The following is a 26,054-nucleotide window of genomic DNA, read 5'->3' on the forward strand; positions in this document are numbered from 1 at the left end:
AACAGTGACAATCGCGCGGCGCCGACGCCCATGACCTTGTGGTTAATATGCGCCGATGCGCGCGGCGGGCGCGCGGGGGAACGGGCGGACCAGGCCCGAGGGCCTGGTGGCCGGGGAGGGGAGAAGGACTTGAACGTGCGGCCGATATCGGGGGCGTCGGTTGACGCGCGCGGCAGGCGTGGGCACAAGGGACTGGCGGCACTCGCCGGTGCGCTGCTGCTCGCCGTCACCGCGTGCGGCGGAGGCGGCGGATCGGACTCGGGAGCCGGTGACGGCAAGGGCAAGGACGCCGGCACGGCCCAGACCAAGAAGTCCCAGGCCGTGGTGACCATAGCTCCGGGCGACGGCGCCAAGTCCGTCGAGACCAGCGGCGCGCTGAAGGTCACCGCGGCCAAGGGCAAGTTGACGGACGTCGAGGTCAAGGACGCCAAGGGCAAGGCGATAGCCGGGGAGATATCCGGCGACGGCGGCACCTGGACGCCGTCCACGCATCTCGCGGCCGCCACGAAGTACACGGTGCACGCGGTCGCCAAGGACTCCGCGGGCCTGGAGGCGTCCAAGGAGGCCGACTTCACCACCCTGACCCCGACGAACACCTTCCTCGGCCACTTCACCCCCGAGGACGGTTCCGAGGTCGGCGTCGGAATGCCCTTCTCCGTCCGCTTCACCCGGGGCATCACCCACCCCGAGGACGTCGAGAAGGCGATCACCATCAGGACCGAGCCGGCCGTCGAGGTCGCGGGCCACTGGTTCGGCAACGACCGCCTCGACTTCCGTCCCGAGAAGTACTGGAAGGAAGGCACCAAGGTCACCGTCGACCTCAACCTCGACGGCGTCGAGGGCCGCGACGGCGTCTACGGCGAGCAGGACAAGAAGGTCACCTTCACCATCGGTCGCAACCAGGTCTCGGTCGTCGACGCGAAGGCCAAGAAGATGAAGGTCACGCAGGACGGCAAGGTCGTCAAGACCATCCCCGTCACCACCGGCGCGCCCGGGTACGAGACCTGGAACGGTCAGATGGTCATGACCGAGAAGTTCGTCCAGACCCGTATGAACGGCGACACGGTCGGCTACGAGGGCGAGTACGACATCAAGGACGTCCCGCACGCCACCCGCCTGACCGACTCCGGCACCTTCATCCACGGCAACTACTGGGCCGGCGGCGCCTTCGGCAACACCAACGCCAGCCACGGCTGCATCGGCCTGCGCGACGTCAAGGGCGCGTGGGACAAGGGCACCCCGGCGGCGTGGTTCTACAACCACTCGATGATCGGTGACGTGGTGGTCGTGAAGAACTCCGCCGACGGCACGGTGGCTCCGGACAACGGCCTGAACGGCTGGAACATGTCCTGGGAGAAGTGGAAGGCGTAAAGCGCGTCCGATCGGTGGCCCCGGCGTCCGTCCTCTCTGTGAGGTAGGGCACCGGGGCCACTGCCGTTGGACCGGTTCCCGTCAGTCCCCGTGCCCCCCGGCCGAGTGTGAGCGACCGCACCGACCCGGTTCCCGTTAGTCCCCGTTAACCTGCTCGCATGACCGTGAATCTCGAAGTCGCCGAAGGTGTCGGTACCCTCCGCCTCGACCGCCCGCCGATGAACGCGCTGGACGTCGCCACTCAGGACAGGCTCAAGGAGCTCGCCGAGGAGGCGGGCCGGCGTGACGACGTACGGGCCGTGGTGATCTACGGCGGGGAGAAGGTGTTCGCGGCGGGCGCGGACATCAAGGAGATGCAGGCCATGGACCACACGGCGATGGTCCTGCGCGCCCGGGCCCTGCAGGAGTCGTTCACGGCGGTGGCCCGGATCCCGAAGCCCGTGGTGGCGGCGGTGACGGGCTACGCGCTCGGCGGCGGCTGCGAGTTGGCGCTGTGCGCGGACTACCGGATCGCCGCGGACAACGCCAAGCTGGGCCAGCCGGAGATCCTGCTCGGCCTGATCCCGGGCGCGGGCGGCACGCAGCGCCTGTCCCGCCTGATCGGGCCGTCGAAGGCGAAGGACCTGATCTTCACCGGCCGGATGGTGAAGGCGGACGAGGCGCGGGAGTTGGGCCTCGTGGACCGCGTCGTGGCGGCGGACCAGGTCTACGCCGAGGCGCACGCCTGGGCGGCGAAGCTGGCGCAGGGGCCGGCGATCGCGCTGCGGGCGGCGAAGGAATCGATCGACACGGGCCTGGAGACGGACATCGAGACGGGCCTGGCCGTCGAACGGAACTGGTTCGCGGGCCTGTTCGCGACGGAGGACCGGGAGCGGGGGATGCGGAGTTTCGTGGAGGAGGGCCCCGGCAAGGCGAAGTTCCTCTGAGGGCCGAGGAAACCTCGGTCTGAAACTCTCCCGAATCACTTGCAATTGACGGGATGTCTGATCCGGGGTCCCTCGATGGGGCGGTTTATGGCAGCCTTAAGGCAACCTTAAGCCTGTCTTGTCGAGGGAGCCTGTCGATTGCCTCCAGCCGAGCCGTCGTCGCAGGTCGGACGGGCTGTGCATGACCCCGAACTGCCCCTGTCATATGCCGGTGGAGCCGTGCGGAATAGGGAATTCCGGGGGGTGTATTCCGCGGTAACGGCCCCGGAGGGGGCTGTCGGCGGCCATGATGGGGGCATGGCGGGGCTGGAGGGTATCGAACAGCCGCGGGGACACGGCCGTGCGACTGCGGCACGCTGGTCGCCGGGGGTCGAGGACGAAGCTGCCTCGAAGGCGCTCGAACTGTTCGGCAATCCTACGGAGGCGGAGGTTCCGCTCCCCTCCCGTCCCGAGTCCGCGGCCACGGCGCGGCGGCTCGCCCAGGTGGTGGTCCTTCGCCAGTGGGGCCTGACCCCGAAGATGACGGAGGACGCGGTCCTGCTCGTCTCGGAACTGGTCGGCAACGCCGTCCGTCACACCGGCGCCCGCGTCTTCGGCCTCCGCATGCGCCGCCGCCGCGGCTGGATCCGCATCGAGGTCCGCGACCCGTCGCGCGGCCTGCCCTGCCTGATGCCGGTTCAGGAGATGGACGTCAGCGGCCGGGGCCTGTTCCTGGTGGACAAACTCTCCGACCGCTGGGGCGTGGACCTGCTGCCGCGAGGCAAGACGACGTGGTTCGAAATGCGGGTGGCCGACCGCTAGCGTCCGGTGGCATCGCCCATGCCCCCGTGGGGGACTCCGTCCCGAACCCCCGCCCACCCTCAGCGGGCCGTCGCACTTCTGGGCGCCGGTCCCGTCATTTCAGCCTGTCCGGCGTTTGAGGACGAGGCCCTTTCGGGGCCGCAGCGGGGGTCTGGGGGCGGCAGCCCCCAGGGGCGGGACGGGTAAGGGCGGCGGGGGCGAGAAAAGGCTGTTGGGCAGCGACCCGGGACCGGCCGCCTATCGGGTGAATCATGAGTTTTTCGACGCAATCCTCATTAAATAGTCCGGTGACCTAGACCGACTCCCCGCCGGACACCCAGTCGCGGCCCCGCCAACGCCCCGCCCAACCCCGCCGCACGGAAGACCCGCCGATGAACCTCATCCACCGCACCCTCCTAGCCGGCCTCGGCCTCCTCGCCCTCGCCGCCTGCGGCACCGAATCCCCCAAGGACAAGACCCACCCCGCCACCGACCCCCACGGCACCCAGGCCGCCATCCCCGCCCCACCGAAGAAGAAACCCTTCGACGGCCTCCCCGGCATGCCCCCCGTCCTCGACCCGAAGGACGTCTACGCCGCCGACCGCCCGGGCAAACTCTCCCCCGTCGTCAAGGACTTCCCGTCCCGCGTGTACGTCCCCAACAGCGAGTCGGACACCGTCTCCGTCATCGACCCGAAGACGTACGAGATCATCGAGACGATCCGCGTCGGCCGCCAGCCCCAGCACGTCGTCCCGTCCTGGGACATGAAGACCCTCTGGGTCAACAACAACCGCGGCCACACCCTCACCCCCATCGACCCGAAGACCGGCAAGGCGGGCAAGGAGGTGGAGGTCCACGACCCGTACAACCTCTACTTCACCCCCAACGGCAAGTACGCCATCGTGATGGCCTCCCTCGACCGCGAACTGGTCTTCCGCGACCCCCACACCATGAAGCGGATCAAGACCGAGCCGGTCACCTGCTACGGCGTCAACCACGCCGACTTCTCCCTCGACGGCCGGTACTTCATCGTCTCCTGCGAGTTCAGCGGCGAACTGCTCAAGGTCGACACCCAGAGGATGAAGGTCGTCGGTCAGCAGAAGCTCCCCTTCGACGGCGCGATGCCCCAGGACGTGAAGATCTCCCCGGACGGCAAGAGGTTCTACATCGCCGACATGATGGCCGACGGTATGTGGGTCCTGGACGGTGACAAGTTCACCGAGCCCACCCTCCTGCGCACCGGCAAGGGCTGCCACGGCCTCTACGTCAGCCGCGACTCACGCGAGATGTACGTCTCCAACCGCGGCGAAGGCAGCGTCTCCGTCTTCGACTTCACGAAGAACAAGCTCACCAAGAAGTGGCGTCTTCCGGACGGCGGCAGCCCCGACATGGGCGGCGTCTCCGCCGACGGCAAGGTGCTGTGGCTGTCGGGCCGCTACGACTCCGAGGTGTACGCCATCGACACCCGCACCGGGAAACAGCTAGCCCGCGTCCCGGTCGGCAGCGGCCCGCACGGCCTCGCCGTCTACCCGCAGCCCGGCCGCTACTCCCTGGGCCACACCGGCATCTTCCGTTAACAAAACGGCAGTTGACCGGCAGTCAGCGGACACGCCGTCGTACGGGTGACGCTCCACGCCCCACCGCCGTAGGCCCGGGATGGTACTCCCATGATCACAACTCGCCTGCGGCGGCGGGCCGCTGCCGCCGTCCTGTCCCTCTCGGCGGTCCTCGCGACGACGGCCGCCACGGCTCCCGAGGCCCCCCGCACCTCGGTCGCCGATCTCCCCGCCTCGGTCGCCGCGACCGTGGCGAAGGCCGCCGTCCCCCTCCCGGCCGCCGCCCCCGTCCCGGCCGCCTGTCCCGTCCAGTACGAGGACAAGGTCAAGGCCGCCGCCGACCGCCGCGTCGACGTCGACCGCATCACCCCCGACCCGGCGTGGCGCACCACCTGCGGCACGCTCTACCGGGCCGACGGCCGCGGCCCGGAGATCGTCTTCCAGGAGGGCTTCAGGCCCAAGGACGTGGTGGCCGGCCAGTACGACCTCGAGCAGTACGTCCTGGTCAACCAGCCCTCCCCGTACGTGTCCACGACGTACGACCACGACCTGTACAAGAAGTGGTGGAAGTCGGGCTGGAACTACTACATCGACGCCCCCGGCGGCATCGACGTCAACAGGACCATCGGCGACACCCACAAATGGGCCGACCAGGTCGAGGTGGCCTTCCCCGGCGGCATCGACCGGAAGTACGTCATCGGCGTCTGCCCGGTGAACAAGACGACCAAGGTCGAGATCATGAGCGGCTGCCAGAGCAATCCGCACTTCGAGGCCTGGCACTGATCCCCGGCACCGGAAGACCTGGCCGCTCTGCTCGAACGCTCGCCCGGGTGGTCGCCGCGCTGGAAGCGCGCGCGGGCAGTTAATCTGATCAGACCTGCGGCAGTCAGCCAGCACAAAACGACAGACGCGAGCAAACGCGAGTAAAGGGGCGGAGCGGTGGCGCACATCGACATCGAGGAAGCACGCAAGCAGTTCGAGCGCATCGATGCGGACGGTGACGGCACCATCACCGCCGCCGAGTTCAAGAGCGCCCTGGCCCAGGGCGGCGACTGGAACGTGACCGAGGCGGTGGCCGAAGCGATCATCAAGAGCCGCGACCTGAACGGCGACAAGCTCCTGTCGTTCGACGAGTTCTGGGCCTTCCTGAGCAAGTGATCCATGGCGAAAGGGGCGCCCGGCCGGCCTGCTCGGCCGCCGGGCGCCCCTTTGTCATGCCGTCCGGGCGGCCTGCCTGCGGTACTGCCCCGGCGCCACCCCGTACGCCCGCTTGAAGGCCTTGGCGAACGCGAACTCCGACGTGTAGCCGGTGAGCTGGGCGATCGTGCGCAAGGGGGTGTCGTCCGCGCGCAGCAGCCGGGCCGCCGTCGTCATGCGCCACCAGGTCAGATACGCCAGCGGAGGCTCGCCCACCAGCGCCGCGAACCGGCGGGCGAAGGCCGCGCGGGAGAGGCCGGCGCGGGCGCCGAGATCCTCGACCGTCCAGGGGTGGCCAGGGTCGCCGTGGATGCAGCGCAGCGCCGCCGCGACGCCCGGGTCGGCCAGGGCGGCCGCCCAGCCCGTGGGACGCCCGGAGCGGTGCCGCTCGCTCAGCCACCAGGCGCGCAGGATGTACAGCAGCAGGGTGTCGAGGAGCGAGGCGACGACCGTGTCCGAGCCCGGCTGCGGCTCTTCCAGCTCCGCGCCCAGCAGCTCCACCGCCGTCCGCAGGGAGCGGTGGGCGCCGACGCGGGCCGGGAGATGGACGACGTCCGGGAGCTCGGCGAGGAGAGGGTGCGCGCGGGAGCGGTCCAGCATGTACGCGCCGCACAGCAGCACCGCCGGCGGGCCCGAGGGCGCGGGCGGCGCGGTGGGCGTCGCTTCGGGCCATGTGCCGTCGGGCAGCGGCCGCACGTCCTCCAGCGGTACGTCGAGACCGCCGGCCAGCCCGTACTCCCGGCCCTGCGCCAGGAACACCACGTCGCCGGGCCCCATGGCCACCGGCTCGCCCGCGGCAGGGATCAGCCATGCCGACCCCTGCAGCACGACATGGAACCCCGTCCCGTCCGAGGCCGGGAAGCGCCAGCCCCAGGGCGCGTACAAGTCCTGGCGCCTGGAGTGCGGGCGGCCGGTGCGCATGGCGGCGACGGCGTCGCTGAGCACGTCCATGTCCGCACGATAGCCGGTGGGCCGGCGGGTGAGACGTACGGACAGGAAACCGAGAGCCGCAGACATGGATCGTCTCGTACGGCGCTCATAGCGTCGTTCCCATGCCAGCCACCACCGCACGCACCGTGCTCTTCCACGACATCGGCGGACCCGAGGTCCTGACGATCGAGGACGTGCCCCTCCCCGACCCCGGCCCCGGCCAAGTCGCCGTCCGCGTCGAGGCGTTGGGCCTCAACCGAGCCGAAGCGCTCTTCCGCGCCGGAACCTACTACTACCAGCCCGCCCTCCCCGCCTCCCGCCTCGGATACGAGGCCTCGGGCGTCGTCGAGGCGATCGGTGAGGGCGTCACCGAACTCGCCGTCGGCGACCCGGTGCTGACCGGGCCCGGCATCGAGATGAGCGCGCAGGGCGTGTACGCCGAGCGGGTGGTGCTCCCCGAGACCGCCGTCCTGCGGCGTCCCGCCTCGGTGGACGCGGTGACCGGGGCCGCGGCCTGGCTGACGTACACGACTGCGTACGGCGCCCTGCTGGAAACCGCCGGACTCAAGCCCGGTGACCACGTCCTGATCACCGGCGCGTCCAGCGGGGTCGGCACCGCGGCCATCCAGGTCGCCCGCCGCATCGGCGCGATCCCCCTCGCGACGACCCGCACCGAGGCGAAACGGCAGGCCCTGCTGGATCTGGGAGCGGCCGAGGTCATCGTGTCGGGAGAGACGAGCGACGGCATGCTGACGGTGGCGAAGGAGACCAGGCGCCTCACCGACGGCCGTGGCGCCCAGGTCGTCTTCGACGCGATCGGCGGCCCGGCCTTCCGGCATCTCGGCGACGCGATCGCGCAGGGCGGGACCCTCGTCGTCTACGGCTGGCTGGACCCGCGGCCCGCCGAGATCCCCCGGACCTGGCCCTTCACCATCCACACGTACGCCAACTTCAGCCTCACCACCACACCCGGCGGACGTCGCCGCTCCACGGCCTTCCTCGACGCCGGCCTCACCGACGGCGGCTTCCGCCCGGTGATCGCCGAGGTCTTCGAGGGCCTGGACGCGATCCGCGACGCACATCGCCTGATGGAGTCCAACACCCACACGGGCAAGATCGTCGTACGGCTCTGAGCCGCACCGCGCTCCTACCTCACACGATCTCCAGCGGCCGGTGCGGCCCGTCCGGCAACTCGACGCCGACCGGGTCCCCGGCCCGCACCACACCCCCGCTGACGACCACGCTCATGATCCCGGACCTGAACCGCACCCCACCCTCGGCGTCACGCCCGACGACCTGCTTCATCAGCCCCTTCTGGAAGTCGTCGATCTGCGCACAGGGATTCCGCAGCCCGGTCACCTCGACGACGGCCTCGTCGCCGAGCCTCAGCAGAGTTCCGGTGGGCAGCCCCAGCAGATCGATCCCCCGCGTGGTGACGTTCTCCCCGAGCTCCCCGGCCCTCACCTCGAACCCGGCCGCACGTACCTCGTCGAACAACTCCGCATGAATGAGGTGCACCTGCCGCAGATTCGGCTGCGAAGGATCCTTCCGCATACGGAACCGATGCTTCACGTTCGCACCCGCGTGCACGTCGCCCTCCACCCCGAATCCGGCGATCAGCGTGATGCTCTCCCGGTTCGGCTTGGTGAACGAGTACGTCCCGTTACTGCTGACCGCGGCGACAGTCCCACCCATGAGAAGCTCCCCTGTTCTGCGGCGACGGATGATTCGCCGCAGGTCAGAGCCTATAGGGAGCTCAAAGGGGACTATGCGGCACCGGCGAGGGAGGGCGGCCCCGGATGCCACGCCGATCCACCCGCCATGCGGCTCAGGGCGCAACTCGCTGTGGCGGGCCACTGGATCGTCATGCGTTCTCGGCCCATTCCCGCAGGGCGGCCTTGCTGGGGAAGTCCGCGACGTTCTTGTCCAGCGGGTCGTCCGTGTACTGGTGGAAGCGCCACTTGGCCTTGATGCGGGGCTTGCCTGCCGTCACGTAGTCAGCGATCCAGAGGCCGTCGCCCGCGTAGGACGTTCGGTCGACATTGAGCCAGTAGTTTCTGTTTGCGTACAGGATCACCGGATTGTTCGGCCGCTTCTCCTTCACCTTCCGGATGAAGAGATCCTTCTCCGCGTTGCTCGCATGCGTCCCGTCGCTCGTCGTCTCCCAGTCGACGGCGAGGATGTCGCCGGCTCTCTCGGGGGCCTTGCTGACGAAGTACTCGGCCTGGGCGGAGAGGTTGCCGGGCCAGAGGAAGTGGTAGAAGCCGACGACCAGGCCGGCGTCGCGGGCGCGCTTGGTCTGGGCGGCGAGTTTGGGGTTGACGTAGGAGCGGCCCTCGGTCGCCTTGATGAAGACGAAGGAGAGGCCGTCCGTGTCGTAGGAGGAGGACTGGTACGCGCTCACGTCGATGCCGCGCAGCATGGGGGAGCTCCCTGAAGTGCCGGTGGGGGGACAGGGGTTGGACTTGTTGTATGCCCCACCCTGGCATGGGTGATCCGTCCATGACACGGAAATATGAACCTTCGACCGCCGGTGCACACTCCGGTGTCCGACGGTGGAGGGATTGGCGTGGGTGCGGTGACCTCGGGGCATGACGGAGAGGTTCTGGAGGGCGGCGAGCGGTCCGGCGACGCCTGGCAGGGGGTGGACGAGGCGGCACTCGCGCGGGCCGTGCGTGCGCAGGCGGCGCGGCCGGTGGCGGGCATCGACGACATGGCGGCGTATCTCGCCGACCAGGTGTCGGACGCCTCGCACCGCGAGGTCATCGGCCCGCTCCTCGACGGGCAGGGGGCCGGCGGCGTCGTGGTGCGGCGCGGCACGGTTCTCGCCTCGTGGGGCGACCCGACGCGCGCGGAGATGGCGTACAGCGCCACGAAGAGCGTGCTCTCGCTGGTGGCGGGCGTCGCCTTCGACGACGGCAGGCTGCGCCTGGACGAGCCGGTGGCGCAGGCTGTGGACCTGCCGGAGTTCGGCACCTCCCACGGCCGTGCGATCACCTGGCGCCATCTGTTGGACCAGACCAGCCAGTGGGAGGGCGAGCTGTGGTCCAAGCCGACCTGGGCGGACGTGCAGAGCACCCGTGAGGGCACGGAGTCGGCCGGGGGACCGCCCGGCGCCGGGTGGGCCTACAACGACGTGCGGGTGAACCTGACGGCACTGGCCCTCACCGTCCTGTTCGGCCGCGCCCTGCCGGACGTGCTGCGCGAGCGCGTCATGACGCCGATCGGCGCCGGGGACGGCTGGTCCTGGCACGGCTACGAGAACTCGCTGGTCGAGATCGACGGCGTGGCGGTGCCGGTGGTCTCCGGAGGCGCGCACTGGGGCGGCGGCCTGTGGATCAGCGCCCTGGACCTGGCCCGCCTCGGCCGGCTCTGTCTGCGGGGCGGGCGATGGGGCGGCCGTCAGGTCCTGTCACGGCGCTGGATCGAGGAGCTGTGGACGCCCTGTCGGGTCAAGCCCGAGTACGGCCTGTCCTGGTGGCTCAACGACGACGGCACGGTGTGGCCGCACGCCCCGCGCACGGGCCGCTGCGCCCGCGGCAACGGCGGCAACCACCTGCTGTGGGTGGATCCGGCGCGCGACCTGGTGATCGCTTCGCGATGGGGTACGCGGGTCGAGCGCCTGCTGACGGAGGTGTCGGCGGCGATCAGCACTCGATGATGTTGACCGCCGGCCCGCCCCGAGCCGTCTCCTTGCGGTCACTCTTCTTCGGGCTGTTCGGATTGACGTGGTGGCCGTGTGGTGGCCGAGCGTGCAAACCGGCTCTCGGCCAACCGTGAAATTGGAGGTTCGCAGGGGGAGCGATGGTTGTGGCATCTCGACAATCGCGCTCCACCTGCGTCCCCGTTCGGGCGGTCGCTGGCCCTGACCTGTTGTGGTGGTGCTGGGTTACAGGCACCTGGGTGCGGAAGGCGCCGTCAATACCTGACCGACCGTCAGGGAGTGGCCTGTGGGGTGGCTCACTCTTGAAATGCCCTTGATCCGGTCAAGGGCGTCCCATACGTTTCTTTCGCCACTGCTGTACAGCATGGCCACATCAATTTCATAGCGGGCTCTGGGGAGAGCCTGGGGGGAGACAAGGGTATGACCAACCCTTGGTTCCGGCGGCTTCGTGCTGCCCGGACGCTCGGCGTGCTGCTCGGCAGCGCCGTCGTCCTGGGCGCGCTGCCCGCCGCCACCAGTCCGGCCGGCGCGGCCGGCAGCACACCGCCGGCCTCGGGCGAGGCGGCCGCGTTCGCACTGGCAGAGGGGCGCGCAGCGGCATCCGGGCGGGCGGCCTGCCCGTCCGCCTCGCTGCTTCCGGCCTGGCTGATCACCGCGACTACGCCTCCTTCGCCCAGGCCTACGGCCGCGACTGGGCGCAGCGCCTGCGGCTGGTCCAACTGCCCGCCTGTGCGCTGACCACGCCGAAGGCGGCCGCCTGCCAGACGGTCACCCCGCTCGCCACGGACAACGACGTCCGCGCGCAGAAGCTCACCGCGGACGTCCCGGCCGCCGTCGCCGCCGACTCGGCGATGGTGCAGCGGCGCACCCTGCCGTTCGGCGCCTCCGTCACGCCCTACGTGAACGGCGTCAAGAACGAGGCGAACACGGAGAGAGCGTCCAACTCACGTGCGACGTGCTGGAGTTCGCCGACCCCGCCGCGTCCGCTTCGGCGCAGGTAGCGGCCGAGCGCGGAGAGGGCGAGGGTCTCGCCGATGCGGCTGCGGTGGCGCATCGCGTCGACGACGCTGCGGGCTGCGTTGTACGCGGGGATGCTCTCTCACGGAGCTGCTTCGAACCGTTCGACGCCGAGGCCGAAGGTCTTTGCGGCGTACTGCGCCACCACGGTCGGCGGGTAGGAAATCGTCGGGCGGTGTGTGCCGCGCGGCACGGCGATGTGTACTGCTGCGGGGATGTCGTCGATCAGCTCATGCAGGGCCAGGGCGGATTCACCGCACACGACGGCGCGAGGGGCCCGTGCGCACACGGCCAGCAGATCCGCGTGCGCGGTCTCCGGGGCGTCTGCCCGCCGGTACACCCCACGGGAGAGTTCGTCTATCTCCGCTTCCGTGACCAAGTGCGCCAGATCGCGAGGGGAGAGCAGGGCCTGACGTGCTTGCGCCGTCGTGAACGTGGGGGAGAGGCCGGCGAGCCGCTGTTCCAGGCGCGAGTTTTCCGCAGCGTCCATGTATCGAATGATCCGCCGCGTAAGCAAGGAAGGCCCTGACAGCGCTGAAAGAAGCGAACGTGCAGGTCAGGGCCCATCCCCTCAGCACTCGATGATGTTGACCGCCAGCCCGCCCCGAGCCGTCTCCTTGTACTTCACGGACATGTCGGCGCCGGTGTCCTTCATCGTCTTGATGACCTTGTCCAGGGACACCTTGTGCGAACCGTCCCCGCGCATCGCCATCTTCGCCGCCGTGACCGCCTTCACCGCGGCCATGCCGTTGCGCTCGATGCAGGGGATCTGGACGAGGCCGCCGACGGGGTCGCAGGTGAGGCCGAGGTTGTGCTCCATGCCGATCTCGGCGGCGTTCTCGACCTGCTCCGGGGAGCCGCCGAGCACCTCCGCCAGCGCGCCCGCCGCCATGGAGCAGGCCGAGCCGACCTCGCCCTGGCAGCCGACCTCGGCGCCGGAGATGGAGGCGTTCTCCTTGAAGAGCATGCCGATGGCGCCGGCGGCGAGCAGGAAGCGGACCACGCCGTCCTCGTCGGCGCCCGGCACGAAGTTGATGTAGTAGTGCAGGACCGCCGGGATGATGCCCGCCGCGCCGTTCGTCGGGGCGGTGACGACCCGTCCGCCCGCCGCGTTCTCCTCGTTCACGGCCATCGCGTAGAGCGTGATCCACTCCATCGCGTGCGCCAACGCATCGCCCTCCGCGCGGAGTTGGCGGGCGGAGACGGCGGCACGGCGACGGACCTTCAGGCCACCCGGCAGGATGCCCTCCCGCGACATCCCCCGCGACACGCACTCCCGCATGACCCGCCATATCTCCAGCAGGCCGGTGCGGATCTCCTCCTCGGTGCGCCACGCCCGCTCGTTCTCCAGCATCAGCGAGGAGATCGACAGGCCCGTCTCCTTGGTCAGACGCAGCAACTCGTCGCCCGTGCGGAAGGGGTACTTCAGCACCGTGTCGTCGAGCTTGATGCGATCCGCGCCGACCGCCTCCTCGTCGACGACGAAGCCGCCGCCCACCGAGTAGTACGTCTTCGACAGCAGCTCCGTCCCGGAGGCGTCGTACGCCCACAGCGTCATGCCGTTCGCGTGGTACGGGAGCGTCTTACGACGGTGCAGGACCATGTCGTCGTCGAACGAGAACCCGATCTCGTGCTCGTCGAGCAGCCGTATCCGGCCCGACGACTTGATCGTCTCGACCCGCTCGTCCGCCGTCTCCACGTTCACCGTCCGCGGCGAGGCGCCCTCCAGGCCGAGCAGCACCGCCTTCGGTGTGCCGTGGCCGTGGCCGGTGGCGCCGAGCGAGCCGTACAGCTCGGACCGTACCGACGCGACGGAGGACAGCAGGTCCTCGTTGCGCAGCCGACGGGCGAACATACGAGCCGCTCGCATCGGGCCGACCGTGTGGGAACTCGACGGGCCGATGCCGATCGAGAACAGGTCGAAGACCGAGATGGCCACGGGGACTCCTCAATTGGGGGTGGTGCAGAAGGTTCTGCGGGGTGCCCCGCCCGCTCACTGACCAGTGTGCGGGACACCCCACAAAAAGGAACTACTTGTTCAGACCGGGGTACAGCGGGTGCTTGTCGGCCAGTGCCCTGACGCGGGCCTTGAGCGCTGCGGCGTCGGCGGTCCCGAAGGGAGCGGGCGCCTTCAGCGTCTCTGCGATGACGTCGGCGACCTCGGTGAAGTCCTCGGCGGTGAAGCCGCGGGTGGCCAGCGCCGGGGTGCCGATGCGCAGGCCCGAGGTGACCATCGGCGGGCGCGGGTCGTTGGGGACCGCGTTGCGGTTGACCGTGATGCCGACCTCGTGCAGACGGTCCTCGGCCTGCTGCCCGTCCAGCTCGGACGCACGCAGGTCGACCAGGATCAGGTGCACGTCGGTGCCGCCGGACAGCACGTTCACGCCCGCCTCGCGCGCGTCGGCGGCGGTCAGACGCGCGGCGAGGATCTGCGCGCCCTCGACCGTGCGGCGCTGACGCTCCTTGAACTCCTCCGACGCGGCGACCTTGAAGGAGACCGCCTTGGCCGCGATCACGTGCTCCAGGGGGCCGCCCTGGAAGCCCGGGAAGACGGAGGAGTTCAGCTTCTTCGCGAAGGCCTGCTTGGCGAGGATGATGCCGCCGCGCGGCCCGCCGAGGGTCTTGTGCGTGGTGGAGGTGACCACGTCCGCGTACTCGACCGGGTTGGGGTGCAGCCCCGCCGCGACCAGCCCGGCGAAGTGCGCCATGTCGACCCACAGGTACGCCTCGACCTCGTCGGCGATCCGCCGGAACTCGGCGAAGTCCAGCCGGCGCGGGTACGCCGACCAGCCGGCGATGATCACCTTCGGCCGGTGCTCCTTGGCCAGCCGCTCCAGCTCGGCCATGTCGACCAGGCCGGTGGCGGTGTCGACGTGGTAGGCGACCACGTTGAACTGCTTGCCGGAGAAGTTCAGCCGCATGCCGTGGGTGAGGTGGCCGCCGTGGGCCAGGTCCAGGCCGAGGATGGTGTCGCCGGGCTGGGCCAGGGCGAACAGGGCGGCCTGGTTGGCGGAGGCGCCGGAGTGGGGCTGGACGTTGGCGTACTCGGCGCCGAACAGCTCCTTGACCCGGTCGATGGCGATCTGCTCGGCGACATCGACGTGCTCGCAGCCGCCGTAGTAACGCCGGCCGGGGTAGCCCTCGGCGTACTTGTTCGTGGCGACCGAGCCCTGCGCCTCCATGACCGCGACCGGCGCGAAGTTCTCGGAGGCGATCATCTCCAGGGTGGACTGCTGGCGCTCCAGCTCGGCGTCGAGCGCGGCGGCGATCGCCGGGTCTAGCTCGTGCAGGGGTGTGTTCAGAAGCGACTTGTCAGACATAGGGGGATGTGACTCCTCAGCCGGCGGTGTGGGCGACGTACTCGTCGGCGGTGAGCAGGTCGGCCGGCTCCTCCGTGACGCGTACCTTGAACAGCCAGCCGCCCTCGAAGGGGGCGGAGTTCACCAGCGCCGGGTCGTTCACCACGTCCTCGTTGATCTCGGTGACCTCACCGGTGACCGGGGAGTACAGGTCGGACACCGACTTGGTCGACTCCAGCTCACCGCAGGTGTCACCCGCGGTCACCGTCGAGCCGACCTCGGGGAGCTGGGCGTAGACGACATCGCCGAGCGCGTTGGCCGCGAACTCGGTGATGCCGACCGTCGAGACGCCGTCCTCGGCGGTCGACAGCCACTCGTGCTCCTTGCTGTAGCGCAGCTGCTGGGGGTTGCTCATGGCCTGAATTCTCCTGTACGCGCGGGAGTGGTGATGAATGGGGGACTGCTGGAAGCGTGCGTGAGCAGCGCGAATGTGCGCAGGGTCACGCGGTCGCCGCTGTCAGTGTGTACTTTTCGGCGCTGGATCCGCCGCTTCCACTGTTACTTCTGGCGCTTGTAGAACGGCAGCGCCACGACCTCGTACGGCTCATGACTGCCCCGGATGTCCACACCGACCCCGGCCGTGCCCGGCGCCGAGTGCGCCGCGTCGACGTAGGCCATGGCGATGGGCTTGCCCAGCGTGGGGGAGGGCGCACCGGAGGTGACCTCGCCGATCACCTCGCCGCCGGCGACGACCGGGTACCCGGCGCGCGGGACGCGACGCCCCTCGGCGACCAGGCCGACGAGGACGCGGGGCGGGTTCTCCGCGGCACGGGAGGCGGCCTCCCGCAGTGCCTCGCGCCCGACGAAGTCGCCCTCCTTCTCGAACTTCACCACCCGGCCGAGCCCGGCGTCGAAGGGGGTGAGGGAGGTCGACAGCTCATGGCCGTACAGCGGCATGCCCGCCTCGAGGCGCAGGGTGTCGCGGCAGGAGAGACCGCAGGGGACCAGGCCGACGCCCTCGCCCGCCTTGGTCAGCGCCTGCCACAGCTCGACGGCGTGCTCCGGCCTCACGAACAGCTCGAAGCCGTCCTCGCCGGTGTAGCCGGTGCGCGCGATGAGGGCGGGGACGCCGGCGACGGTGCCGGGCAGGCCGGCGTAGTACTTCAGGCCGTCCAGGTCGGCGTCGGTGAGGGACTTCAGGATGCCGGGGGACTCGGGGCCCTGGACGGCGAGCAGCGCGTAGGCGTCCCGGTCGTCGCGGACCTCGGCGTCGAAGCCGGCGGAACGCTCGACGAGCGCGTCGAGGACGATCTGCGCGTTACTCGCATTCGCCACGACCATGTACTCGGTCTCGGCGAGCCGGTAGACGATCAGGTCGTCGAGGATGCCGCCGTCCTCGCGGCAGATCATGGTGTAGCGGGCGCGGCCGACGCCAACGGAGGCGATGTTGCCGACCAGGGCGAAGTTCAGAAGGGCGGCGGCCTGGGGCCCCGTGACCGTGATCTCGCCCATGTGCGAGAGGTCGAAGAGCCCGGCCTTCGTGCGTACGGCGTTGTGCTCGTCGCGCTCGGAGCCGTAACGCAGCGGCATGTCCCAGCCGGCGAAGTCGGTCATCGTCGCGCCGAGCGAACGATGCAGGGCATCGAGCGCGGTGTGACGGAGTTCTCCTGTACTGCTCATCGGTCGGTCGTCTCCCAGGGCATGACATCGGGCGAGGTCGTTCCTCCCCATCTGTCATCGGAACCTGAGAGGTTCGCCATGACCCGCGTAGGACGAGGTCACGGCTTGCACCTTGGGTGGAGCCACTGACGACGCAGCGGCCCGCTTTTCAGATGTGCCTCGCCCGCGCGGTAACGGGGCCTGAGAGATTCAAGGGAGGGACTTGCTCCTTCGGCGCCCCAGCGACGCACTGCTGCTGGGGACTCTCCCGCGCGGATTCAAACGGCCGGTATGCAGTTGGCGCGCACATCATTGCACGCATCCCGGCGTCGCGGCAGGGGGGTCGGGTACAGGTGTCACACAGGGGCCACAGGGAAATACAGCACCCTGTAGCAGGCTTGTTGCGGTAAGAGAACGGAAACGAGAGACGCCGGGTATTACCTTCTCTTTACACTCGACGGGGAGGGGACTCGTGACCCGCCCCAGGGGAGGACGATCAAGGTGAAGAGGACCACGGCGTACGCCACGACCTCGGGCCTCGCGCTGCCGAAGCAGCCCACGACTCCCGTCCGGGAAGCGTGCGACGCGCGCCCGGCCCCCGTGGTCCGCGACCTGCGCGAGCGCTCCGGACACAGCCCGCACGCCCTGCTCTTCGGTCCCAAGGACCTCGTCGTGGTCACCGGTCTGCCCGGCAGCGGCAAGTCCACGCTGATGAAGCGGACCGTGAAGGGCGTCCGCATCGACTCCCAGGACACCCGGGACCGCTGGGAAGCCCGCATGCCCGGCTTCCTCCCCTACGGCCTCTACCGCCCCCTGGTCCGCCTCGCGCACTACGCCGGACTGCGCCGCGCCCTGCGCTCCGGCGCGGGCGTCGTCGTGCACGACTGCGGTACGCAGGCCTGGGTGCGCGGCTGGCTGGCCCGCGAGGCCCGCCGCCGCGGCGGCACCCTGCACCTGCTGCTGCTCGACGTCACCCCGCACACGGCCCTGGAGGGCCAGCGCGAACGCGGCCGAGGCGTCTCGCGCTACGCCTTCCTGCGCCACCGCAGAGCGGCCTCCGGCCTGCTGCGCTCGGTGGAGAAGGGCGACCTGCCCCAGCGGTGCGGCTCGGCGGTGCTGATCGACAGGTCGGCGGCGGACGTACTGCGCCGGATCGGGTTCGTGGGCTGAGCGGCCGCGGACCTGGCAGATCTCGCCGACCTCACGGACCTCGCGGTCGCGGACCTGCGTGGGCCGGACACCCGATAGCCTTTTGAGCCACAGACGTGGTTCACAGCAGGCGGTCATTTCAGATGGACTTCGCAGCGGATCTCCCCGCGGACTTCCCGGCACACGCACACCTCCACCCGCACGGCGGCTGGCCCGGCAACGAGCTGGAGGAGGTGCTCTCGGCCTCCCTCGGCATGCCGTCGGCGGGCGGCCGGATCATCGAGGTGCTGGGCCGCAGCTTCGTCTGGGTGCCCCTGCCCAACGGCGGCGGCCCGCACAGCGGCCCGCTGGACCTGCCCACGGTGCAGATCGAGGGCCAGGTGTACGTCCCGGTCTTCAGCTCCGAGGAACAGTTCCGCCAGGTCGTCGGCTCCCACATGTCGTACACCGTCGCCCCGGCGGTCGAGTTCGCCCGCGGCCTGCCCCCGCAGGTGGGCATCGCCGTGAACCCCGACGGCGTGGTCGGCGTCCCGCTGCCCCCGACTGCGGTGGCCGAGCTGTGCCGCGTGGGCCGCACCCCGCTGGACGGCCTCACCACCGGCGGCCGCGTCAGGCTCTACGAGCCCGACTGGCAGGACGACCCGGTCGACTTCCTGGCCGCCGCCTCGGCCGAGTTCGCGGCGACCGGCGTGGTCGCGACGGCCCGTCGCTGCCTGGCGGCCATCGAGACGGCCGCCCCCGTGATGTTCATAGGCGTCGAACTCTCCCACTGGGAGGGCGACTTGCGAGCCGCCCCCATGGATGCCCTCGCCCGCACCCTGGGCCGCGTCCCGGCCCCGTGGCCGGTCAACCTGGTCCTGTTGGACGTGGCGCAGGATCCGGTGATCGACTGGATGCGCCAGAAGGTGCGTCCCTTTTACCAGCGGGATTTCTAGCGTCCCTCGGGGCAGCGCCCCCAGGGGCGCGGGGCTGTATACATGTGCGGCTCCGCCGCGTGGGCGCGACCAGCCACAATGCACCCGCACTCGCGCACGCAGCACAAGTCCCGAGCTGCCGGGCGCCTAAGCTGTCACTCAACGCGAGGTAACTCTGAAGGGGCGGTACCACAGGTGAGCGCGAGCCTCAGCGGCAGCGTCGAGCACATGCTGCGCCAGGTGACGCCAGGGCGCTACGACGCCTACGAGGCCCTCCTGCGCGCGCTCGCGACCCCGTCCACCGGCCAGATCTGGATGCTGCTGTGGCACGGGCAGGCCGGCTCCCCGGACGCCCAGTACGGAAACATGGAGGTCGAGGGCTACGGCTACGCCCCGTGCGTCACCTCCGCCCAGGAACTGTCGGCCAGCGGCTGGAACCGCTCGTACGAGGTCGTCGACGGAGTCGACGTGGCCCGCACCCTCTACCCGGACCACTACGGCCTGTGGCTGAACCCGCACGCCCCGGGCGGCGGCGTAGGCATTCCCTGGCTCGACCTGCGCCGCATCGCCACCGGCCTGGACCGCCAGCCCGCCGGTCCCCTCCGGCTGTCCGAACCCGGGATCGAGATCCCGCAGTTCTACGCCCTGCTCGCACAGAACGCCCACCGCACGCCGGCCGTTCGCGCGCTGCGCCGTGCCTGGGTGCAGCCGGCGCTCGGTGCGCCGTATCTCGCCATCGGGCTCGACGTGTACGACACCAGCCCGCCCGCCGTGGACTCGGTGCGCTCGATGATGTCGCAGTCGATCGGCGCGGTCCCGGACGGGCTGCCCGTCTCGACCGTGGCGATGTCCGACGAGTGCGACCCGGTCGCCATGTGGATGCGCGCCAACGGCCGCCCCTTCTACGACCGCGAGGCACACGCCCCCGCCCCCGCACAGGCTCCGGCGGCCGGTTACGGCTACCCACCGGCACAGGGGCGTTACTGATCATCATCGGCTAACCTACTGTTCAGTCGGCAGGCCGGTTGTCGTAGGTCCGAACGGCCGTCAACTTCGCTTTCCGAGGCAGATCTTCGCGCGTAGATGCGATCGGAAGGTCCTAGTCCGCCCTCATACGCCCCAGCTGGCACGCGTCCGGCGGTCGTTACCTCCTGTTCGGATAACGGAACCCCCCTGCCAGCATCACGGTTACGCATACTTTCCTCGCCAACTCTGGCAACAGATCGCCAAAGCATTGAAGACTCCCGGCAAGACACGGGCCGGTCGGTCCTGTGTGCGAGTTGGAGCAACCGCTACCGCGGCAGCCAGGGGGGTCGGCAACCGCCGGCCGAGAGGGGTCAATCTCACAGTGACGGCACCGATCGAGACCAGCGGATCGCAGGCCGAGGCCCAACCCGAGGCCGTGCTGAAGGGCGTCGAGTCCAAGCGGATCGAGGGACGGTCTCTCGGGCGGATCGCCTGGACCCGCTTCAAGCGCGACAAGGTGGCGGTGGCGGGCGGCATCGTTGTCGTGCTGCTGATCCTGACGGCCGCTCTCTCCCGGCCGCTGCAGTCGATGCTCGGGCTGGACCCGAACGCCTTCAACCAGGACCTGATCGACCCCAACACCTCGCTGCCCAAGGGCGACTTCGGCGGGATGAGCTGGGATCACCCGCTGGGTGTCGAGCCGAAGTTCGGCCGGGACATCCTCGCGCGCATCCTGGAGGGCTCCTGGGTCTCCCTGGTCGTCGCCTTCGGTGCGACGATCCTGTCCAACGTGATCGGGACGGTGCTCGGCCTGATCGCCGGGTACTACGGCGGGCGGGTCGACGCCATCGTCAGCCGCCTCATGGACACCTTCCTCGCGTTCCCGCTGCTCCTCTTCGCCATCGCCATCTCCGCGACGCTCCAGGGCGGCGCCTTCGGCCTCGAAGGGCTGCCCCTGCACATCTCGGTGCTCATCTTCGTCATCGGGTTCTTCAACTGGCCGTACATGGGGCGCATCGTGCGCGGTCAGACCCTGGCGCTGCGCGAGCGGGAGTTCGTCGACGCCTCCCGGGGGATGGGGGCCGGCGGCCCGTACATCCTCTTCAAGGAACTGCTGCCGAACCTCGTCGCGCCGATCATCGTCTACTCGACGCTGCTCATCCCGACGAACATCCTCTTCGAGGCCTCGCTGAGCTTCCTCGGTGTGGGTATTCAGCCGCCCCAGGCTTCCTGGGGAGGAATGCTCAACCAGGCCGTCGACTTCTTCGAGGTCGACCCGCAATACATGATCGTTCCCGGCCTGGCGATCTTCATCACGGTGCTGGCCTTCAACCTCCTCGGTGACGGCCTCCGGGACGCACTGGACCCCCGCAGCCGCTGACGTCCGCGGTCGCGACACCCGGCTGCGACCCGACGTCCCACCCAAGTATCCAACTACGAAGGGGAATCCGACCATCATGCGAAGGTCAGCAATGGCCGCAGTTGCGGTCGCCAGTAGCGCCGGCCTGCTTCTCGCGGGCTGCAGCAAGGCCGACGAAGGCACCGACACGCCCAAGGGCGCCGGCGTCAACGCCGCGACCAAAGCAGTGGTGAACGAGTCCACCCACAAGGGCGGCACGGTCACCTACGCGAGCTCCGACGCTCCCGAGTCCCTGGACCCGGGCAACATGTACTACGCCTACGGCTACAACTTCAGCCGCCTCTACGCGCGTCCTTTGATGACCTTCAAGCCCGCCCCCGGCGAGGCGGGCAACGAACTCGTCCCGGACCTCGCCGAGAGCGCGGGCACGCCCAGCGACGGCGGCAAGACCTGGACGTACAAGATCCGCCAGGGCGTCAAGTACGAGGACGGGACCGCGGTCACCTCGAAAGACGTCAAGTACGCCGTGGAGCGCTCGAACTTCGCGCGTGACGTGCTCTCCCTCGGCCCGAACTACTTCCAGCAGCTGCTGGACGACCCGGACAAGTACAAGGGCCCCTACAAGGACAAGAGCGAAAAGGGCATCTCGTCCATCGAGACCCCGGACGACCAGACGATCGTCTTCCACCTGAACAAGGCCTTCTCCGAGTTCGACTTCCTGGTCAGTGCCCCGCAGACGGCCCCGGTGCCGCGGGCCAAGGACACGGGTGTGGACTACACCAAGAAGGTCATCTCCTCCGGCTCGTACAAGTTCGAGAAGTACGAGGAGGGCAAGCAGATCGTCCTGGTCCGCAACCCCGAGTGGGACGCCAAGACGGACCCGCTGCGCAAGCAGTACCCGGACAAGATCGTGGTGAACCTCAAGGTCAACAAGGCCACGATCGACAAGGACGTGATGTCCGGGGCCACCATGATCGACATCCAGGGAACCGGTGTCGACGCGCAGACCCAGGCGCAGATCCTGAACGACAAGGATCAGATGGCCAACACGGACAACGCGCTGGGCGGTCGCCTCATCTACACGGCGATCAACACCAAGCTGGCGCCGTTCGACAACGTCGAGTGCCGCAAGGCCGTCGAGTACGCGATCGACAAGACCGCCGTGCAGACCGCGATGGGCGGCCCGATCCGCGGTGACATCGCCACCACGGTCCTGCCCACCGATGTCTCGGGCTACGAGAAGGCCGACCTGTACGCCACCAAGGACAGCAAGGGTGACGTGGCCAAGGCCAAGGAGCACCTGAAGGCCTGCGGCAAGGAGGGCGGCTTCAAGACCTCCATCTCGGCCCGCACGGACCGGCAGGGCGAGGTCGACGCGGCCACGGCGATCGTCGGCGCGCTGAAGAAGGTCGGCATCGACGCGGACATCAAGCAGTACCCGTCCGGCAAGTACTTCTCCGACTACGCGGGCGTGCCCAACTTCGACAAGAAGAACAACATCGGCCTGATGATGATGCAGTGGGGCGCCGACTGGCCCACCGGCTACGGCTTCCTGCAGCAGATCCTGCACGGCAAGGCCATCAGCCAGTCCGGTAACACCAACCTGTCCCAGCTGGACAACCCCGAGATCAACAAGCTGCTGGACGAGGCGATCGGCAACACCGACGAGGCCGCGCGCACCAAGGCGTACACCGAGGTCGACCAGATGGCCATGGAGCAGGCCGCCATCGTGCCGCTGACCTACTTCAAGGTCCTGCTGTACCGCACGCCGCACGCCACCAACCTGGTGTCGACGTCCGCCTTCAGCGGTCAGTACGACTACCTCAACGTCGGCACCACCGAGAAGAAGTAGCCCCGGAAGGCAGGTGAAGGCATTGGCGCCCGCGGGGTTTGTCACCCGCGGGCGCCGGCGCCGGTCCTCGTGATCTCGTACATCATCCGCCGGACGATCGCGGCGGTGATCCTGCTGCTCGTCGTCACCGCGGTCACCTTCGGCATCTTCTTCATCCTGCCGAAGCTTGCAGGACAGACCGCCGACCAACTGGCCCAGCAGTACATCGGCAAGAACCCCACGCCCGAGGACATCGCGGCGGTCAAGCGCAACCTCGGCCTGGACCAGCCGGTCTACGTCCAGTACTGGGACTTCATCAAGGGGATCGTCTCCGGTGCCACGTACGACATCGGCCCCACCACGGTCCGCTGTGACGCCCCGTGCTTCGGCTACTCCTTCAAGGACCACATCGAGGTCTGGCCGCAGCTGACCCAACGGCTGCCGGTCACCCTCTCGCTGGCCCTCGGCGCCGCCGTGCTGTGGCTCGTCGGTGGTATCGCGGCGGGTGTCATCTCCGCGCTCAAGCCGGGCTCGTTCTTCGACCGGTCCGCCATGGGCGTGGCGCTCGCGGGCGTCTCCCTGCCCATGTTCTTCACCGGGCAGCTGGCCCTGCTGCTGTTCAGCTATCAGCTGGAGATCTTCGGCAGAACCTATGTGCCCTTCACGGAGAACCCCTCCCAGTGGGCCAACACCCTGTTCCTGCCGTGGTGTTCGCTGGCACTGCTCTACTCGGCCATCTACGCCCGGCTCACCCGCTCGGGCATGCTGGAGACGATGAACGAGGACTTCATCCGCACCGCACGGGCCAAGGGCCTGCGCGAGCGCAAGGTGGTCGTCCGGCACGGTCTGCGGGCCGCGCTGACCCCGCTGGTGACGGTCTTCGGCATGGATATCGGCCTGCTGCTCGGCGGCGCCGTCATCACCGAGACGGTGTTCTCCCTGCACGGCATCGGCGAGTACGCGGTCCAGGCGATCACCGCCAACGACCTTCCCCCGATCCTCGGGGTGACGCTCCTCGCGGCGTTCTTCGTCGTCTTCATGAACCTTGTGGTGGACCTGCTGTACGCCACGATCGACCCGCGGGTGAGGCTCTCGTGACCGACCTGACCAAGAGCGGTGCCGCCGTGGGCGAGCCCGCACGCACCGGTGCCGCTCCCGAGACGTTCCTCGAAGTGCGCGACCTCAAGGTGCACTTCCCGACCGACGACGGCCTCGTCAAGTCCGTCGACGGTCTCTCCTTCCAGCTGGAGAAGGGCAAGACCCTCGGCATCGTGGGCGAGTCCGGCTCCGGCAAGTCCGTGACCTCGCTGGCCATCATGGGCCTGCACCGGCTCGGCAACCGCGGCAAGAACGTGCGGATGTCCGGCGAGATCTGGCTCGACGGCAAGGAACTCGTCGCGGCGAGCCCCGACGAGGTGCGCCGGCTGCGCGGCCGCGACATGGCGATGATCTTCCAGGACCCGCTGTCCGCGATGCACCCGTACTACACGGTCGGCAACCAGATCGTGGAGGCGTACCGGGTCCACAACGACGTCGACAAGAAGACCGCCCGCAAACGCGCCGTCGAACTCCTCGACCGCGTCGGCATCCCCGAGCCGGACAAGCGCGTCGACAGCTATCCGCACGAGTTCTCCGGCGGTATGCGCCAGCGCGCCATGATCGCCATGGCCCTGGTCAACAACCCCGAGCTGCTGATCGCGGACGAGCCGACCACCGCGCTCGACGTGACCGTGCAGGCGCAGATCCTGGACCTCATCCGGGATCTGCAGAAGGAGTTCGGCTCCGCGGTCATCATCATCACGCACGACCTCGGCGTGGTCGCCGAGATCGCCGACGACATCCTGGTGATGTACGGCGGACGCTGCGTGGAACGCGGACCCGTGGACAAGATCTTCTACGAGCCGTCGCACCCCTACACCTGGGGCCTGCTCGGTTCGATGCCGCGCATCGACCGCGCTCAGACCGAGCGGCTCATCCCGGTCAAGGGCCAGCCGCCCAGCCTCATCAACGTCCCCTCGGGATGCGCGTTCAACCCGCGCTGCCCGTATGCGGATGTCCCCAAGGGCGGGATCACCCGCACCGAGCGCCCCGAGCTGCGCGAGGTGGGCAGCAGGCACTTCACCGCCTGCCACCTCTCGCAGGAGGACCGCAGCCGGATCTGGACCGAAGAGATTGCGCCGAAGCTGTGAGCGAGACCGAAACCCGGGCAGGGACGCCGGCCGTGACCAACGACGATGAGAAACCGCTGCTCAGGGTCGAGGGCCTGGTCAAGCACTTCCCCATCAAGAAGGGCCTGCTGCAGCGTCAGGTCGGGGCGGTCAAGGCCGTCGACGGCATCGACTTCGAGGTGCGCCGCGGCGAGACCCTCGGCGTCGTCGGCGAGTCCGGCTGCGGCAAGTCGACCATGGGCCGGCTCATCACCCGGCTGCTGGAGCCCAGCGGCGGGAAGATCGAGTTCGACGGCACGGACATCACGCACCTCAACACGGGCGGCATGCGTCCGCTCCGCCGCGACGTGCAGATGATCTTCCAGGACCCCTACGGCTCGCTGAACCCCCGCCACACCATCGGCACCATCGTCTCGGCGCCGTTCCGGCTGCAGGGCGTGGAGCCCGAGGGCGGCGTCAAGAAGGAGGTCCAGCGCCTCCTGGAGCTGGTGGGCCTCAGCCCCGAGCACTTCAACCGCTATCCGCACGAGTTCTCCGGCGGTCAGCGCCAGCGCATCGGCATCGCCCGGGCCCTGGCCCTGAAGCCGCGGATGGTCGTGGCGGACGAGCCGGTCTCCGCGCTCGACGTGTCGATCCAGGCGCAGGTCGTGAACCTGATGGACGACCTGCAGGACGAACTCGGCCTGACCTACGTGATCATCGCGCACGACCTGTCGGTCGTACGGCATGTCTCGGACCGCATCGCGGTGATGTACCTCGGCAAGATCGTCGAGCTCGCCGACCGGAACGCGCTGTACGAGGCGCCGATGCACCCGTACACCAAGGCCCTGCTGTCGGCGGTGCCGATCCCGGACCCGAAGCGGCGCACGGCGAAGAGCGAGCGCATCCTGCTCAAGGGCGACGTGCCCTCGCCCATCGCCCCGCCGAGCGGCTGCCGCTTCCACACCCGGTGCTGGAAGGCGACGGAGATCTGCCGGACGACCGAGCCGCCGCTCATCGAGCTGCGCCCCGGTCAGCGGGTGGCCTGCCATCACCCCGAGAACTTCGCGGACCAAGCCCCGCAGGACACGGTGCTGCTGACCGCCGCGAAGGAGGCGGCGGAGCTGGTCTCCGAGGAGGTGCTGGCGGAGGCGGCGGCGACGTCCGAGGAGGCTGTCGAGGAAGCCACGTCCGAGGCGTCCTCCGAGGAGACCTCCTCCGAGGGTTCCGCCTCCTCCGACAAGCCCAGCTCCGGCGAGTCCACCGACAAGTAACCCAAGCCGGGCCC

At 69.3% G+C, this 26,054-nt stretch carries 26 protein-coding genes and 2 riboswitches; of the genes, 16 read left to right on the top strand and 10 right to left on the bottom strand.

Annotated features, from left to right (window positions below):
* Positions 1–129 precede the first annotated feature (129 nt).
* The 6 genes from EJ357_RS32145 to EJ357_RS32175 all read left to right on the top strand — a co-directional run bounded on the left by EJ357_RS32145 (position 130) and on the right by EJ357_RS32175 (position 5,791).
* The gene (locus tag EJ357_RS32145) at positions 130–1,371 is read left to right on the top strand and encodes a L,D-transpeptidase (protein ID WP_175647598.1); all 1,242 of its coding nucleotides are present in this window, start codon (positions 130–132) and stop codon (positions 1,369–1,371) included.
* 158 nt (positions 1,372–1,529) lie between these two features.
* Positions 1,530–2,297 carry an enoyl-CoA hydratase/isomerase family protein gene (locus EJ357_RS32150; protein WP_126395188.1) on the top strand — a complete coding sequence of 256 codons (768 nt, stop codon included), beginning with the start codon at positions 1,530–1,532 and terminating at the stop codon, positions 2,295–2,297.
* 297 nt (positions 2,298–2,594) lie between these two features.
* Positions 2,595–3,098, top strand: coding sequence for an ATP-binding protein (locus EJ357_RS32155; RefSeq protein ID WP_093911899.1), 504 nt, complete (start codon positions 2,595–2,597; stop codon positions 3,096–3,098).
* A gap of 371 nt (positions 3,099–3,469) precedes the next feature.
* Complete coding sequence (locus EJ357_RS32165) at positions 3,470–4,654, top strand: YncE family protein (protein ID WP_126395190.1); 1,185 nt, start codon at positions 3,470–3,472, stop codon at positions 4,652–4,654.
* A gap of 90 nt (positions 4,655–4,744) precedes the next feature.
* On the top strand, positions 4,745–5,416 hold the full coding sequence (locus tag EJ357_RS32170; RefSeq protein WP_126395192.1) for an ADP-ribosyltransferase: 672 nt from the start codon (positions 4,745–4,747) through the stop codon (positions 5,414–5,416).
* A 156-nt stretch (positions 5,417–5,572) separates the two neighbouring features.
* Positions 5,573–5,791 carry an EF-hand domain-containing protein gene (locus EJ357_RS32175; protein ID WP_126395194.1) on the top strand — a complete coding sequence of 73 codons (219 nt, stop codon included), beginning with the start codon at positions 5,573–5,575 and terminating at the stop codon, positions 5,789–5,791.
* Between the two features lie 54 nt (positions 5,792–5,845).
* Here the strand turns inward: EJ357_RS32175 and EJ357_RS32180 are convergent, their stop codons facing one another.
* Entirely contained in the window at positions 5,846–6,781 is a 936-nt protein-coding gene (locus EJ357_RS32180; RefSeq protein WP_126400336.1) for an AraC family transcriptional regulator, read from the bottom strand.
* Positions 6,782–6,882: 101 nt separating this feature from the next.
* Here EJ357_RS32180 and EJ357_RS32185 point away from each other — a divergent pair, with 101 nt between their 5' ends.
* Entirely contained in the window at positions 6,883–7,893 is a 1,011-nt protein-coding gene (locus tag EJ357_RS32185; protein ID WP_126395196.1) for a zinc-dependent alcohol dehydrogenase family protein, read from the top strand.
* Between the two features lie 19 nt (positions 7,894–7,912).
* Here EJ357_RS32185 and EJ357_RS32190 read toward each other — a convergent pair whose 3' ends face one another.
* Together EJ357_RS32190 and EJ357_RS32195 are read right to left on the bottom strand one after the other, a co-directional pair.
* Positions 7,913–8,455, bottom strand: a complete 543-nt coding sequence (locus EJ357_RS32190) for an MOSC domain-containing protein (RefSeq protein ID WP_126395198.1) — start codon at positions 8,453–8,455, stop codon at positions 7,913–7,915.
* Positions 8,456–8,624: 169 nt separating this feature from the next.
* Positions 8,625–9,182, bottom strand: a complete 558-nt coding sequence (locus EJ357_RS32195) for a glycoside hydrolase family 25 protein (protein WP_126395200.1) — start codon at positions 9,180–9,182, stop codon at positions 8,625–8,627.
* A gap of 147 nt (positions 9,183–9,329) precedes the next feature.
* Here EJ357_RS32195 and EJ357_RS32200 point away from each other — a divergent pair, with 147 nt between their 5' ends.
* On the top strand, positions 9,330–10,421 hold the full coding sequence (locus EJ357_RS32200; RefSeq protein ID WP_228472674.1) for a serine hydrolase domain-containing protein: 1,092 nt from the start codon (positions 9,330–9,332) through the stop codon (positions 10,419–10,421).
* A 682-nt stretch (positions 10,422–11,103) separates the two neighbouring features.
* On the opposite strand, the gene EJ357_RS48520 is transcribed toward EJ357_RS32200, so the two are convergent.
* From EJ357_RS48520 to gcvT, 7 genes are all read right to left on the bottom strand, one after another.
* Complete coding sequence (locus tag EJ357_RS48520) at positions 11,104–11,316, bottom strand: hypothetical protein (protein ID WP_175647599.1); 213 nt, start codon at positions 11,314–11,316, stop codon at positions 11,104–11,106.
* A gap of 3 nt (positions 11,317–11,319) precedes the next feature.
* The gene (locus tag EJ357_RS49595) at positions 11,320–11,478 is read right to left on the bottom strand and encodes a hypothetical protein (RefSeq protein ID WP_228472675.1); all 159 of its coding nucleotides are present in this window, start codon (positions 11,476–11,478) and stop codon (positions 11,320–11,322) included.
* A gap of 45 nt (positions 11,479–11,523) precedes the next feature.
* Complete coding sequence (locus EJ357_RS32215; RefSeq protein WP_228472676.1) at positions 11,524–11,931, bottom strand: type IV toxin-antitoxin system AbiEi family antitoxin domain-containing protein; 408 nt, start codon at positions 11,929–11,931, stop codon at positions 11,524–11,526.
* Between the two features lie 81 nt (positions 11,932–12,012).
* Positions 12,013–13,380 (bottom strand): L-serine ammonia-lyase, encoded by a 1,368-nt coding sequence (locus tag EJ357_RS32220; RefSeq protein WP_126395206.1) that lies wholly within the window; start codon positions 13,378–13,380, stop codon positions 12,013–12,015.
* Positions 13,381–13,471: 91 nt separating this feature from the next.
* Complete coding sequence (gene glyA / locus EJ357_RS32225; protein WP_126395209.1) at positions 13,472–14,761, bottom strand: serine hydroxymethyltransferase; 1,290 nt, start codon at positions 14,759–14,761, stop codon at positions 13,472–13,474.
* Between the two features lie 16 nt (positions 14,762–14,777).
* The gene (gene gcvH, locus EJ357_RS32230; protein WP_126395211.1) at positions 14,778–15,155 is read right to left on the bottom strand and encodes a glycine cleavage system protein GcvH; all 378 of its coding nucleotides are present in this window, start codon (positions 15,153–15,155) and stop codon (positions 14,778–14,780) included.
* A gap of 143 nt (positions 15,156–15,298) precedes the next feature.
* Entirely contained in the window at positions 15,299–16,420 is a 1,122-nt protein-coding gene (gene gcvT / locus EJ357_RS32235) for a glycine cleavage system aminomethyltransferase GcvT (RefSeq protein WP_126395212.1), read from the bottom strand.
* Positions 16,421–16,461: 41 nt separating this feature from the next.
* Positions 16,462–16,578: riboswitch (glycine riboswitch) on the bottom strand.
* Positions 16,579–16,680, bottom strand: a riboswitch (glycine riboswitch). It lies immediately after the preceding riboswitch.
* A gap of 214 nt (positions 16,681–16,894) precedes the next feature.
* Here gcvT and EJ357_RS32240 point away from each other — a divergent pair.
* The 8 genes from EJ357_RS32240 to EJ357_RS32275 all read left to right on the top strand — a co-directional run bounded on the left by EJ357_RS32240 (position 16,895) and on the right by EJ357_RS32275 (position 26,040).
* Positions 16,895–17,569 (top strand): AAA family ATPase, encoded by a 675-nt coding sequence (locus tag EJ357_RS32240; RefSeq protein ID WP_175647863.1) that lies wholly within the window; start codon positions 16,895–16,897, stop codon positions 17,567–17,569.
* Positions 17,570–17,691: 122 nt separating this feature from the next.
* Positions 17,692–18,483 (top strand): enhanced serine sensitivity protein SseB, encoded by a 792-nt coding sequence (locus EJ357_RS32245; RefSeq protein ID WP_126395216.1) that lies wholly within the window; start codon positions 17,692–17,694, stop codon positions 18,481–18,483.
* A gap of 207 nt (positions 18,484–18,690) precedes the next feature.
* Positions 18,691–19,449 carry an enhanced serine sensitivity protein SseB C-terminal domain-containing protein gene (locus EJ357_RS32250; protein WP_126400338.1) on the top strand — a complete coding sequence of 253 codons (759 nt, stop codon included), beginning with the start codon at positions 18,691–18,693 and terminating at the stop codon, positions 19,447–19,449.
* Between the two features lie 361 nt (positions 19,450–19,810).
* A complete protein-coding gene (locus EJ357_RS32255) occupies positions 19,811–20,809 on the top strand; it encodes an ABC transporter permease (protein WP_126395218.1) in 999 nt (332 codons plus the stop codon).
* 76 nt (positions 20,810–20,885) lie between these two features.
* The gene (locus EJ357_RS32260) at positions 20,886–22,640 is read left to right on the top strand and encodes an ABC transporter substrate-binding protein (RefSeq protein WP_456114815.1); all 1,755 of its coding nucleotides are present in this window, start codon (positions 20,886–20,888) and stop codon (positions 22,638–22,640) included.
* 69 nt (positions 22,641–22,709) lie between these two features.
* Complete coding sequence (locus EJ357_RS32265) at positions 22,710–23,717, top strand: ABC transporter permease (protein ID WP_126395222.1); 1,008 nt, start codon at positions 22,710–22,712, stop codon at positions 23,715–23,717.
* The gene (locus tag EJ357_RS32270) at positions 23,714–24,808 is read left to right on the top strand and encodes an ABC transporter ATP-binding protein (RefSeq protein WP_126395224.1); all 1,095 of its coding nucleotides are present in this window, start codon (positions 23,714–23,716) and stop codon (positions 24,806–24,808) included. Before EJ357_RS32265 ends, EJ357_RS32270 begins: the two co-directional genes overlap by 4 nt.
* Complete coding sequence (locus tag EJ357_RS32275; protein ID WP_126395226.1) at positions 24,805–26,040, top strand: ABC transporter ATP-binding protein; 1,236 nt, start codon at positions 24,805–24,807, stop codon at positions 26,038–26,040. The genes EJ357_RS32270 and EJ357_RS32275 overlap by 4 nt, the downstream gene beginning before the upstream one ends.
* The last annotated feature ends 14 nt before the right edge of the window (positions 26,041–26,054 follow it).

This window comes from Streptomyces cyaneochromogenes (assembly GCF_003963535.1).
GTDB lineage: Bacteria > Actinomycetota > Actinomycetes > Streptomycetales > Streptomycetaceae > Streptomyces > Streptomyces shaanxiensis.

Coding starts and splice junctions, on each gene's coding strand:
- EJ357_RS32150 (WP_126395188.1), top strand. CDS start 1,530: ATGACCGTGAATCTCGAAGTCGCCGAAGGTGTCGGTACCCTCCGCCTC.
- EJ357_RS32155 (WP_093911899.1), top strand. CDS start 2,595: ATGGCGGGGCTGGAGGGTATCGAACAGCCGCGGGGACACGGCCGTGCG.
- EJ357_RS32165 (WP_126395190.1), top strand. CDS start 3,470: ATGAACCTCATCCACCGCACCCTCCTAGCCGGCCTCGGCCTCCTCGCC.
- EJ357_RS32170 (WP_126395192.1), top strand. CDS start 4,745: ATGATCACAACTCGCCTGCGGCGGCGGGCCGCTGCCGCCGTCCTGTCC.
- EJ357_RS32180 (WP_126400336.1), bottom strand. CDS start 6,781: ATGGACGTGCTCAGCGACGCCGTCGCCGCCATGCGCACCGGCCGCCCG.
- EJ357_RS32185 (WP_126395196.1), top strand. CDS start 6,883: ATGCCAGCCACCACCGCACGCACCGTGCTCTTCCACGACATCGGCGGA.
- EJ357_RS32190 (WP_126395198.1), bottom strand. CDS start 8,455: ATGGGTGGGACTGTCGCCGCGGTCAGCAGTAACGGGACGTACTCGTTC.
- EJ357_RS32195 (WP_126395200.1), bottom strand. CDS start 9,182: ATGCTGCGCGGCATCGACGTGAGCGCGTACCAGTCCTCCTCCTACGAC.
- EJ357_RS49595 (WP_228472675.1), bottom strand. CDS start 11,478: ATGCGCCACCGCAGCCGCATCGGCGAGACCCTCGCCCTCTCCGCGCTC.
- EJ357_RS32215 (WP_228472676.1), bottom strand. CDS start 11,931: ATGGACGCTGCGGAAAACTCGCGCCTGGAACAGCGGCTCGCCGGCCTC.
- glyA (WP_126395209.1), bottom strand. CDS start 14,761: ATGTCTGACAAGTCGCTTCTGAACACACCCCTGCACGAGCTAGACCCG.
- gcvH (WP_126395211.1), bottom strand. CDS start 15,155: ATGAGCAACCCCCAGCAGCTGCGCTACAGCAAGGAGCACGAGTGGCTG.
- gcvT (WP_126395212.1), bottom strand. CDS start 16,420: ATGAGCAGTACAGGAGAACTCCGTCACACCGCGCTCGATGCCCTGCAT.
- EJ357_RS32245 (WP_126395216.1), top strand. CDS start 17,692: ATGGACTTCGCAGCGGATCTCCCCGCGGACTTCCCGGCACACGCACAC.
- EJ357_RS32250 (WP_126400338.1), top strand. CDS start 18,691: ATGCTGCGCCAGGTGACGCCAGGGCGCTACGACGCCTACGAGGCCCTC.
- EJ357_RS32260 (WP_456114815.1), top strand. CDS start 20,886: ATGCGAAGGTCAGCAATGGCCGCAGTTGCGGTCGCCAGTAGCGCCGGC.